Annotated in this window: 9 protein-coding genes; 5 read left to right on the top strand and 4 right to left on the bottom strand. The window is 43.7% G+C overall.

Annotated features, from left to right (window positions below; translation table 11 throughout):
• Nucleotides 1–326: 326 nt before the first annotated feature.
• The 4 genes from V7K84_RS17460 to V7K84_RS17445 form a co-directional block, all read right to left on the bottom strand.
• Complete coding sequence (locus tag V7K84_RS17460) at nucleotides 327–1,043, bottom strand: pirin family protein (RefSeq protein WP_334839842.1); 717 nt, start codon at nucleotides 1,041–1,043, stop codon at nucleotides 327–329.
• Nucleotides 1,044–1,501: 458 nt separating this feature from the next.
• Nucleotides 1,502–2,074 (bottom strand): DNA starvation/stationary phase protection protein Dps, encoded by a 573-nt coding sequence (gene dps / locus V7K84_RS17455; RefSeq protein ID WP_334839840.1) that lies wholly within the window; start codon nucleotides 2,072–2,074, stop codon nucleotides 1,502–1,504.
• 114 nt (nucleotides 2,075–2,188) lie between these two features.
• A complete protein-coding gene (locus V7K84_RS17450) occupies nucleotides 2,189–3,238 on the bottom strand; it encodes an aldo/keto reductase (RefSeq protein ID WP_334839839.1) in 1,050 nt (349 codons plus the stop codon).
• A gap of 112 nt (nucleotides 3,239–3,350) precedes the next feature.
• Entirely contained in the window at nucleotides 3,351–3,575 is a 225-nt protein-coding gene (locus tag V7K84_RS17445; RefSeq protein WP_334839837.1) for a hypothetical protein, read from the bottom strand.
• 158 nt (nucleotides 3,576–3,733) lie between these two features.
• Between V7K84_RS17445 and V7K84_RS17440 the strand changes: the two genes are divergently transcribed.
• The 5 genes from V7K84_RS17440 (at nucleotide 3,734) to V7K84_RS17420 (ending at nucleotide 12,014) form a co-directional block, all read left to right on the top strand.
• Nucleotides 3,734–4,339 carry a Uma2 family endonuclease gene (locus V7K84_RS17440; RefSeq protein ID WP_334839836.1) on the top strand — a complete coding sequence of 202 codons (606 nt, stop codon included), beginning with the start codon at nucleotides 3,734–3,736 and terminating at the stop codon, nucleotides 4,337–4,339.
• Between the two features lie 114 nt (nucleotides 4,340–4,453).
• Nucleotides 4,454–4,861, top strand: coding sequence for a thiol-disulfide oxidoreductase DCC family protein (locus V7K84_RS17435; RefSeq protein ID WP_334839835.1), 408 nt, complete (start codon nucleotides 4,454–4,456; stop codon nucleotides 4,859–4,861).
• A 270-nt stretch (nucleotides 4,862–5,131) separates the two neighbouring features.
• Nucleotides 5,132–6,979 (top strand): malto-oligosyltrehalose trehalohydrolase, encoded by a 1,848-nt coding sequence (gene treZ / locus V7K84_RS17430; protein ID WP_334839845.1) that lies wholly within the window; start codon nucleotides 5,132–5,134, stop codon nucleotides 6,977–6,979.
• Between the two features lie 359 nt (nucleotides 6,980–7,338).
• Nucleotides 7,339–10,131 (top strand): malto-oligosyltrehalose synthase, encoded by a 2,793-nt coding sequence (gene treY, locus V7K84_RS17425; protein ID WP_334839833.1) that lies wholly within the window; start codon nucleotides 7,339–7,341, stop codon nucleotides 10,129–10,131.
• A 341-nt stretch (nucleotides 10,132–10,472) separates the two neighbouring features.
• Complete coding sequence (locus tag V7K84_RS17420; RefSeq protein ID WP_334839832.1) at nucleotides 10,473–12,014, top strand: trehalase family glycosidase; 1,542 nt, start codon at nucleotides 10,473–10,475, stop codon at nucleotides 12,012–12,014.
• Nucleotides 12,015–12,325: the final 311 nt, after the last annotated feature.

The following is a 12,325-nucleotide window of genomic DNA, read 5'->3' as shown; positions in this document are numbered from 1 at the left end:
ACTTGTCGCAAATGTTCAATCAGAGAAGTACCCATGATTTTTATCCCCTCAACACTTGCAATTTTACCTGTTTTAGGGAATGAAACAGCCCTGCCCTTAAAAAGGGGGACTTTGATTCCGGTTCCCCCCTTTTGAAGGGGGGTTAGGGGGGATCAATAAGTGCAAACATACAGCCAACTACTTTTCAAACAACCTCTGAGACGTTCTGCTAGCATTTCCAGGATATTCTTTGCCTTCACGCAACCCGCAAACATACTTAACTAGTAAAGGTAATATTCTGAGAAAAAGGCTCATTTAGATGAGCCTTTTAACAGAGAAAGGAGATATTAGCCTAAATCGAAAAGCAAGATTTCGCCGCCGATGTTGGTGCTAATTTCTAGCTGTTCTTCGCCGTTGATTTGTACACCATCGCCGGCTCTGAGTTCTTCACCATTTAAATCGACTATGCCTTGCGCTATTTGTAACCAGGCATAACGACCGGGTTTGACTTGATAATTAACAACATCACCTGACTCTAAAACAGATGTGTATAAATCAACATCTTGGTGAATTGTCACAGCACCATCGCGCCCATCTTTAGCAGCAATTAAGCGTAATTTGCCGCGTTTTTCTTCGAGAGGAAAAGATTTTTGTTCGTATCTTGGCGTTATTCCTTCTCGATCGGGAAGAATCCAGATTTGTAGCAAGTGTAGTGGTTCATCTGGCGAAGGATTAAATTCACTGTGACTGATTCCAGTACCAGCGCTCATAATCTGTGCATCACCGGGACGAATTACCGATCCAGTACCCAAGCTGTCTTTATGCTCTACAGCACCTTCTAAGACATAAGTGAGGATTTCCATATCACGATGGCTGTGGGTAGGGAATCCAGCACCAGGGGCGACGCGATCGTCGTTTATCACTCGCAGAGAGCGAAATCCCATGCGGTTCGGATCGTAAAAACTACCGAAGGAAAATGTGTGATAACTATCGAGCCAGCCCATTTTCGCGTGACCACGGGCATTGCGATCGTGAATTAAGTGGGTAATTGTATTTTGAGACATAAATTTACCTCGTTGTTAATTGTTTTTAGAAGAATTTAGAATTCAAAGTTTAGAATTCTGGTTGATTAGACCTAATTTGTAACTATTTAAATAGTAAAGTATATACATATAAAATGAAAAGTACGCACTTAAAAGTGGCGTACTTACCAAAAAGATACTGTGAAATTTGAAAGATATTTTTAAGTGAATAAAATACACTTTTTGAATACTAAATTACTGCAATTTCAAGTTTTGCACAACAAGATTAGCTGCTAGTGGCGTGGCAAGGATAAAATAGTTCATTAAATGTAGGTTGGGTTGAGCAACACGAAAGCCAACATCGATCGGAGTGTTGGCTTTCGTTCCTCAACCCAACCTATAAATTTTTTTGCAATGTTTTAGCTGTGTCACGCCAATAGGGTGCATTAAACTTTAGTCTAATGCACCCTATTATTAAATCAAGTGTCTCTCAAAAGTACTTATTTGACGCCAGCAGGTATCTTTTGAGTTTTAGTAGTAGCCGCTTTGCCATTCTCTGCCTTAATTTCTGCTACTTGCAGATGAGCTTCTAAGAACCAGAGTCGTTTGTCAATGGCGCGGGAAATTTCGGTGTAAAGGTCAGCAGTATCGAGGTCGCCTAATTCATCGGTTTTATCGATCGCTTCCCGGAGATGTTTAGCATAGAGTGCGTAACGATCTGACAAGGCTGTCACATGGTCTTTACCATCCAAAATATCTAAGGGATATTCTGGCAGGATCGAATTACTAGCTGCGGCGCGGGCTGTTCCAAAAGCGTATCCGCCTAAAGCTGTAACGCGTTCAGCTACCATATCGATGTATCCTTCTAATTCCCCAGCAAGTTCATCAAATAATAGGTGTAGCTGATAGAAGTCAGTTCCTTTTACATTCCAGTGCGCTTGCTTTGCTTGGGTTTTTAGATCCGAAGTAGCTGCCAAGCTTTGGTTGAGAAGTACCACGATTTGCACTCGCGCTTCAGCGGGAATGTCAATACGAGTGGGGTACAAACGTGATGTAATGGTGTTGTCGCTCATAGTTCTACGTTAATGCCTTTTGCATCTAACTTTACAGATTTTAGTTGCCTGTGCGAAACTCTCTGACGACAGATTATATTAATGGCTGAATGTGTTACTGTATATGACTATCAGTCAGATGCGATGGTTATCTATTGTATTAAATGTACCACCGAAAAGGCGATCGCGAATATCATCATTGTGCAAAAAGTCATGGGGAAAACCCAGTTCAATTTGACTGACTTCATCTAACCGTTGCAGATGTTCTGGCGAGAGGCTAACTTCTAAAGAAGCTAAGTTATCTTGAAACTGCGTTAACTTACGTGCGCCAATAATCGGAATAATCACACCACTTTGAGCGCGTAACCAAGCTAATGCTACCTGTGAAGGTGTATGGCCAATTTCTGCCGCAACTTGACTAACAACTTCAGCGATCGCTAAATTCTTCTCAGAAATCCCTCCGCCCAAAGTTTCGAGTCGTCCTTGTTCAGCGCCTCCTTGAGGAGACCGATTATACTTGCCTGTCAACACACCACCACCCAAGGGCGACCACGGTGTTACTGCTAAATCGAAAGCTTTAGCCAGGGGTAGCAAATCTCGTTCTGGTGTTCGCTGAATCAAACTATACTCAATTTGCAGGGCGACAAACTGCGTCCATCCTTGATAATGGGCGATGGTATTTGCTTGGGAAACGATCCAAGCGGGTGTGTCAGAAATGCCGATGTAAAGTACTTTACCTTGACGCACGACATCATCAAGCGATCGCAAGACTTCTTCAATCGGTGTTGTGAAATCCCAAGCGTGCAACCAGAATAAATCAATGTAATCGGTATTCAGCCGTTTCAGACTACCTTCCAAAGATTGAATTAAATTCTTGCGATGGTTTCCACTGGCGTTAGGGTCGCCCTTTTTATCATTCATCCGCAAGGGAAAGGAATATTTTGTCGCAACTACAAAACGTTCGCGTTCTTTAGCAATCAAATCGCCAACAATTTTTTCACTGCTACCATCGGTATAACCGTTGGCGGTGTCAATGAAATTTCCCCCTGCTTCTGCATAGCTATCAAAGATTTTCCGACTTTCGTCAACAGATGCACCCCAACCCCAATCTTCACCAAAGGTCATGGTTCCCAAGGAGAGTTCAGAGACTCTTAACCCGCTTTTGCCCAAGAGTTTGTATCTCATGAATATTTTCTCATTAATGAAAAAAAACTAAGCAAATACCATTCCAAAGGCATGATAACTGGAAACTGGGGGCGATGTTTGACTTGATGCATCGTCCTGCAATGTTAATACATCAACCTGTTATGCCAATACATTGAGCCGTTATGCCAATACATTGAGCCGTTATGCCAATACATTGAGCCGTTATGCCAATACATTGAGCCGTTATGCCAATACATCGACCCGTTATGCCAATACATTGAGCCGTTATGCCAATACATCGACCCGTTATGTTAATGCAGCCTTGTTCTACTTCGCACTGGTTTGGTGGGACAAGAGCAATGCCTGCGATGGTCACTGAGCTTTGTCGTTCGCGTGGCTGGTAACAGAGCATAGTCGAAGTGCAGCGTCTCGTAGAGAAGTGCGGGCTATGCCTACGTAATTAATTAGCCACCTCAAGGTAGTTTTGCTTGATAATACCTTCGTTACAATAAGCCTACGTCAAGTCAAAACATAATGACCTACACCTCGCCCAAACTACTCACCTTCGAGGAATTTATCGCCCAATATGGTGACAATACACGCTACGAATTAATTGACGGACAATTAAGAGACATGGAACCTACAGGGCCACACGAAGCTATTGCAGGTAATATTGCTGGTAGAATCTATGTCGAAATTTTTAATTCTAATTTTAACTGGCTAGTTCCAAAAAATTGTCTGATAAAACTACCTGCGGCTGAAGCCACAGTACTGCGTCCTGATGTAATTGTTTTAGATAAAGCAGAACTTAGTAAAGAACCACTCTGGCAAAAAGAACCGATTATTTGTAACGGCAGTACTATTAAGCTTGTTGCTGAAGTTGTAAGTACTAATTGGCAAGACGATTATGCAAGGAAAGTGGAAGAATACGCTTTTCTTAATATCCCAGAATATTGGATTGTAGATTTTCGTGGCTTGGGTGGTTTGCAGTTTATCGGCAATCCCAAACAACCAACCTTTACGGTTTGTCAGTTAGTTAACGGTGTGTACCAGCAACAACAATATCGTTTAGGAGATACTATTTCTTCTAATGTCTTGCCAAAATTACAACTTAAGCTAGACGACATTATGCATATTTGAACCGGAGACTGATTCGGTGAAGCAAGAGCGATCGCCACGGTTTTCTAAGCTAGAATACCAAAGTTGTGTTTCAGACACATCCGACAATTCAATTGCCAAAGAGCCGTTATTTTTATGAATTACTACGTAATCTACGACGGAAATTGTAATCTCTGCGTTACCCTAGTGCAATTGCTAGAAACCTTAGACCAAGGAAAGCTGTTTCGCTACAGTCCTATGCAAGATGAGCAGACACTTTTACGGTGGGGAATTACAGCCCAAGACTGCGAACAGGGAATGATTTTAATAGATGGCAATGACCCTCAGAGACGTTGGCAAGGTAGTAACGCCGCTGAAGAAATTGGGCGGTTATTACCAGCAGGAAGTATATTTGTAGACGCTTATCGAGCCTTACCGGGGATGAAATGGGCAGGCGATCGCTTTTACGAGCAAATCCGCGATAACCGCTACACCATATTTGGTAAGCGTTCTAATACATATCAATCGGCATACTGTGTTGATGGTAGCTGCAAGTCAACTTAAGTTAAATAGACCGAAACCGCAGCTACACCAGGCTTTGCACACCGCCGTGGGTTTCAAAATTCCTACCTCCTACCTCCTACCTCCTGTCTCCTTAATTTGTCATTAGAGAGAATTTGTTCTGGTCAAAAATCCGCCTACAGGTGCTAGCTAAAAGCCCAGTAGACCAACCATCATGCTATCTGGCGTAGTTTGTAAACATTGTGCAATCAATGACATTTGCGATCGCGCCATGATTCGGCACAACAAACTGAACTGATGGGAGGATACTGCGTGAGAATTGGTGCTAACTACTTGGGGAACGGAGAGTGTGAATTTACAGTTTGGTCTCCGCTATTAGAGAGCGTCACGGTAAAAATTTTGACGCCTGAAGAGCAGTTAATTCCCCTCAAGCCTCAGTCTGAGGGATACTGGCACACGAAAATTAACGATGTGTATCCGGGCACGCTTTATCGGTATGTCTTAAATGGGCAAGACAACTTTGCCGATCCCGCATCGCAGTATCAACCTGAAGGGGTGCATGGCCCGTCTCAAATTGTCGATCAACAGTTTGAGTGGACTGATGAAGGGTGGACTGGCATTCCTGTGGAGTCGATGATTTTCTATGAAGTTCACGTTGGAACTTTCACGCCTGAAGGAAGTTTCACGGGTATTATTCCCCGCTTACCCGATTTGAAAGAATTGGGAATTAACGCCATTGAAATCATGCCCATCTCCCAGTTTCCGGGAGATACCCATATTGAAGCTTCTCTTGCATACCGCAACTGGGGTTATGATGGCGTTTACCCTTATGCTGTCCAAAATTCCTACGGTAGCCCAGCCGAACTGAAGCAACTGGTAAATGCTTGCCACCAACACGGAATTGCCGTTGTGTTGGATGTGGTGTATAACCACTTTGGGCCGGAAGGCAACTATATGAGTCAGTTCGCGCCCTACTTTACTAAAACCTATAAAACGCCTTGGGGCGAAGCGCTGAATTTCGACGATGCCCATAGTCAGGGTGTGCGAAATTATTTTATCGAAAATGCGCTTTACTGGTTGCGCGACTTCCACATAGATGCATTGCGCCTGGATGCCATTCAAGCAATTTATGACTTGGGGGCGAAGCATTTTCTGTGGGAACTGGCGGAAGCAGTTCATCATTTGTCACAACAAGGGCAAAAGTGGAAACGCCATTTAATTGCCGAAAGTGACCTGAATAATCCGCGAATAATTCGTCCAGCAGATTTGGGTGGATATGGACTCGATGCTCAGTGGAGTGATGATTTTCACCATTCATTGTACGCACTGTTGACAGGCGATCGCCAAGGATATTATCAAGATTTTGGGAAATGTGCTGATTTAGCAAAAGCTTATAGCGATACTTTTGTCTACGATTGGAAACACTCGCCCGATCGCAAACGATTTCATGGTCTATCTTGCCGCGATCGCCCTTTGTCGCAGTTTACAGTCTGCATTCAAAATCACGATCAAATCGGCAATCAAATGAAAGGAGAACGCCTCAGCCAGCGGATCTCTTTTGAGGGATTAAAGTTAGCTGCTGGCGCTGTGCTACTGTCGCCCAATTTACCCCTGTTGTTCATGGGAGAAGAATACGGCGAAACAGCACCCTTCATTTACTTTGTCAGTCACTCCGATCCCGATTTAATTCAAGCAGTTCGAGCCGGACGCAGACAAGAATTTGAGGCATTTCACTTCGCAGATGATCCCCCAGATCCCGAATCGTCAGAAACTTTCCTAAAGTCTAAACTCAACTGGGAATTACGCAATCAAGGTAAGCACAAAGTTCTCTGGGATTGGTATCGCCAGTTAATTAATTTACGGAAGACACATCCAGCCCTTCTCAACCAAGACCGCAATTTCATCAAAGCGACTAGCGATGAAGAGAAAGAGGTAGTTATCGTGCGCCGTTGGTGCGAATCGAGTGAAATAATATTTGTGATGAATTTTAATTCGTCGCCAGTGACAGTAACTTTGCCGTTTGAGCATAATGCTAATAAATTGTTGGACTCTGCTGATACCTCATGGTCTGGGCATGGTTCTGAAACTGCTGAACATCTGTCTGCGGGCCAAGAAGTGAAATTGCAACCTACTAGTCTAGTACTCTATGAAAAAGGATGAGGGAGAAAGTTAGAACTTAAAGTTTCAGATTCATAGGCTTAATGTTCAAACAATAAGGCTTAAGGTTCGAGCAATAAGGCTTAAGGTTCGAGCTAAAAGCTTGTTTGAAAAGTAGTTGGCTGTGGTTTTAGGCACTTATTGATCCCCCCTAACCCCCCTTAAAAAGAGGGGAACCGGAATCAAAGTCCCCCTTTTTAAGGGGGATTTAGGGGGATCTAGGATGTTTCACTACCGTGAAGAGGACTTTTCAAATATTCTCTAAAAGGTTCAGCGTTTACTCTCAAAACCTCATCCCCCTTACTCCCCGCTTTGTACAGACGCGATTCATCGCGTCTCTCCCCACTCCCTACTAAAAAAATATGCGAATTCCCACCGCCACTTATCGAATTCAGTTTACACCCCAGTTTGGCTTTGACAACGCCAAAGCGATCGCAGCTTATCTAGCAGACTTAGGTGTTTCCGATTTGTATGCTTCCCCCATTTTCAAAGCCAGATCCGGGAGTACCCACGGCTACGATATAGTAGATGCCACTCAACTTAACCCAGAACTGGGAACTAATGAATCCTTTGATGCATTAGTTGAAGAAATTCAATCCCTTGGTATGGGGTGGTTACAAGATATTGTGCCCAACCACATGGCCTATAGCAGCGAAAACGATTACTTGATGGACGTATTGGAACACGGCCCAGATTCCAGCTATACCGATTACTTCGACCTTTCTTGGAATGCACCCTTTGGCGATCGCCAAGAGCGAATTCTCGCTCCTCTGCTGGGAGATTTCTATGGTACATCCCTGGAAAACGGACACATTCAACTGCAATACGAACAAAACGGTTTAACCGTCAACTATTACAGCTTGAAACTGCCACTCCGGTTAGAGTCTTACACAAAATTTATCACTCAGAATTTGGGTAAACTCACGCGCACACTCGGACGCAATCATCCCGATTTTATTAAGCTATTGGGGATTCTCTACATTCTCAAAAGTGTGCCCTCAGAAGTTGCCGGAAAACAGCGACAAGACCAAATCGCATTTATTAAAGGATTGCTTTGGGAACTCTACACCACAAACGATACCATCCGCGAGTTTATTGACGAAAATATCAAAACTTTTAACGGAGAACCCGGTAATTCAGAAAGCTTTAACCTTCTAGATGAATTACTAAACGACCAGTTTTACCGCCTCGCCTTCTGGAAAGTTGGCGCGGAGGAAATGAATTACCGTCGTTTCTTTACTGTTAATGAACTGATTTCCGTTAAAGTTGAAGAAGTGCGGGTTTTTAATAATACCCACAGCCTAATTCAAAAGCTGGTTGAAGAAGGTAAATTTACTGGTTTACGGATTGACCATATTGATGGACTTTATAACCCAATTCAGTATCTCGAAAGACTGCAAGAAAAGATGGGAGATGTTTATATCACCGTCGAGAAGATTTTAGAACTCACCGAAGAGTTGCCGGAAAACTGGGAAATAGAAGGTACGTCTGGATACGACTTTTTAAATTATGTAAATGGGGTATTTTGTCAAACAGAAAATGAATCATCCCTCGATAAAATTTACCAAAACTTTATTAGCTCAAGAGTAGATTATGCATCGGTAGTGAAGGATAAAAAGCACCTGATTTTGGAAAAAAATTTAGCAGGTGATATTGACAATCTGGCTCTTTTGTTAAAGAACGTTTCCAGCAAGTATCGCTATGGCAATGATTTTACACTGAATGGATTAAAAAGAGCGATCGCCGAAGTTTTGACACTGTTCCCAATTTACCGTACTTACATTACACCCGATGGAATTGGAGATAGCGATCGCGCTACCATTCAAGAAGTAATTCGCCAAGCCAAAGAACAAGTGCCCCTGTTGCAGAACGAACTGAATTTTATTGAAAAGTTAATGCTGCTAGAGTTTGATAATTCTCTGACTCAAACAGAACGCGAACAGTGGATATATTTTGTCTTGCGAATGCAGCAATACAGCGGCCCGCTAATGGCAAAAGGCGTAGAAGACACCACATTATATGTTTACAATCGGTTGCTGTCGCTGAATGAAGTCGGGGGAAATCCCGGACATTTTGGCATTGAATTAGCAAAATTTCATGCCTTTAACAAACAGCACCAAGAAACCTGGCCTCACACAATGAACACCACCGCCACCCACGACACCAAACGCGGCGAAGATGTGCGAGCCAGGTTGAATGTCCTCTCAGAACTCCCTAATGAATGGGATCAGCAGGTAAATACCTGGAGTGCCATTAATCGAGGACATCGGAGCGATCGCCACGGGTTTGCGATGCCCGATCGCAACGATGAGTATTTTCTCTATCAAACCCTAGTAGGGGCGTTTCCCTTTGCCGAACGCGAACATGCATCCTTCGTGGAACGGGTGAAGGATTATATAATTAAAGCAATTCGAGAAGCGAAGGTGCATACAGCATGGTTGCGACCTGATAGCGAGTATGAAGAAGCTTGTACCTCCTTTATTGAGAAAGTACTAGATCCTGCCATCTCCAGGGAATTTCTAGAAGCTTTTCGTCCCTTTCAACAGCGAATTGCAGAGTATGGTATCTTCAATTCCCTTTCCCAAACTCTACTGAAGATTACCGCACCCGGCGTACCCGACTTATACCAAGGAACGGAACTTTGGGAACTGAGTCTAGTAGATCCAGACAATCGCCGTCCCGTGGATTTTGAACAGCGACGTACTTACTTAAGCGCCATCCGCGAACAGGCAAAAACAGATATTCTCGGACTAATTCAGGAGTTACTAAACGACAAAACAGACGGCAGAATCAAACTGTTTTTAACGGCTCAATTACTCCAAGCTAGAACAAACTATGTCTCCTTATTCCAGGATGGCGATTATTTACCGTTAGAAGTTCAGGGAACCTACGCCAATCACATTATCGCCTTTGCGCGACGGGAGGGGAATCAAACAGCGATCGCGATCGCACCACGCTTTTTAACCAGCCTCATCCAGCCTGGAGACAATCCCTTGGGTGAGTCAGTTTGGCAAGATACGCATCTGCAATTACCCTCTGGAACTTCTCACACCTGGAAAAACGTCCTAACTCAGCAATCCTTAAAGTCTACAGAAACCTTATCTATCGCAGCAGCCCTAGCCCATTTTCCAGTTGCGTTGTTAGTCAGTAATTAAGGGGTATTGGGCAAAAGAGGCAGAGGGGAAAACAAGGCGAAAAAGTTAGCTCATCGTGAAATGAGTAGGGGGAGCAGGGGAAGTAGGGAGAAAACTATTCTGCCTTACTCTCTTGCTCCCTATTTAGCGAAATCAAGGTGATATGTAGATTGAATTTCGTATTTGTTCATCTTCCTTTAAAATTCTGAAAATTCCAAGTACTGATCTCGAAATTGCGAGTTCTGAGCTAGTAATGAAATAGAAGTTGCAGTCTCATCCAGACTCACCTTGATAGCGCTACTCCCTGTTTTTAGTCCTTAGCCTCTATTCCCCAGCCCCCATTTTGAGTTTTGAGATGAATTATGACTACTCCAGCTCCAGCTTATACCGACACTCCACCTGCACTTACCACCGCACAGATTGACGCCGTGCGCCTCCATATCAAAAAAACGTGGAAAACTTTAACGCGATCGCACGAACACTTATTACAATCTGCAAAAGACACTAAACTAGACCACAAAAAAGACACTCCTTGGATCGTCTACATTTCACCCTCAGAAGATTGTCCCAATATTCAGACTGTGTTAGAGCGATCGCTATCTCCAAAAGATATGCAACAGCTAGAAATTCGCACTTTGCCAGCAGAAGCGGAAGCAATTAAAGAGCATGGGTTACTATACCTACCAGGGCCTTATGTCGTACCAGGTGGTCGCTTCAACGAAATGTATGGCTGGGACAGCTACTTTATATTACTAGGACTTTTGCACGATGGAGAATTGGAGCTAGCACAAAGTCAAGTCGATCAATTGCTCTACCAAGTACAACATTACGGCATCATCCTCAACGCCAACCGGACTTATATGCTGTCGCGATCGCAGCCCCCTGTCCTGAGTATGATGGTTTTGGCGTTATTCCAGCACACCCAAGATGAAGAGTGGTTGAGGACAACTGTACCGCTGTTAGAGCAATTTTATTATTACTGGGTAGTACCGCCCCATCTGAATGCTGCAACCGGCTTATCCAGATTTTATGCCTTTGGGGAAGGCCCGGCGCCAGAAGTTTTGTTTTCCGAGCGAGATGAAGAGGGAAAAAGCCACTACGATCGCGTCAAGGAATATTACCAAACCTTTGAGGTTGAAGATTACGATGTCAATCTTTACTACGATCGCGAAAATGACGAACTGACCAATCTATTTTACAAAAGCGATCGCACTATGCGCGAGTCCGGTTTTGATATCACCAACCGATTTGGCCCCTTCAGCGCTGATATCCTCCACTACGCTCCTGTGTGCCTCAATAGTTTGCTGTATCAGGTAGAACAAGATTTAGCGAAAATTAACCATATTTTCGGCAACGAACAACTGGAACAACAATGGAACGATCGTGCAGATATCCGCCGCGATCGGATCGATGAATTTCTTTGGGATGAAGAACAAGGATTATATTTCGACTATCATTTCCAGAGTGGAAAACGCCGTCGCTACGAATTTGCTACCACCTTCTATCCTCTGTGGCTGGGAATTGCTTCTCCAACCCAAGCCCGGCGAGTCGCGGAAAATCTCTCTTTGTTTGAAGCCCCAGGCGGAATTTTTACCAGTACTCGTGTCACCGGCAACCAGTGGGATGCTCCCCTGGGCTGGGCACCATTGACATTAGTTGCCGTCCAGGGACTTCACCGCTACGGGTATCATACAGAAGGCGATCGCATTGCCAATAAATTTCTCGCTATGGTAGTTAAAGAATTCGAGCGTCACAATACCCTAGTTGAGAAATATGATGTTGAGCGCCGTTCTGCAAACGTTTCCGACGAAATCTCTTTTGGATATAGTTCTAACGAAGTTGGTTTCGGCTGGACAAATGGAGCGATTCTGGAACTCTTAGCAATCGGTAATCGAAAAGTTTAAATAAAAAGGCGTGAGGAAAAAACTCACGCCTTTATCTTAAGTAGGTGGGTTGAATTATATTAGGACTTACGTACACTCTAGGATTTTTGGGAATAATCACAATGGTTCAATCAGCCTCAAAAGTTCTAACCGTTGATGAATTTATTAGCCATTACGGTGAGTAGCGATGACACTCATTAGCGATCGCTCCATTTTTTGGTTGACCTCACTTGCATCGCATTGCCCCCATCTAAACTTCTCAAATCTTTAGAACGACGACACAGAAGAAGAAAAGACAGAAAAAGCTACATCGACAAATTAGGATTATACGC

It is taken from the genome of Nostoc sp., from assembly GCF_036917315.1.
Classification (GTDB): domain Bacteria; phylum Cyanobacteriota; class Cyanobacteriia; order Cyanobacteriales; family Nostocaceae; genus Nostoc.
Note: the sequence above shows the minus strand (reverse complement) of the source record. Positions and strands in the feature narration are given on the sequence as shown.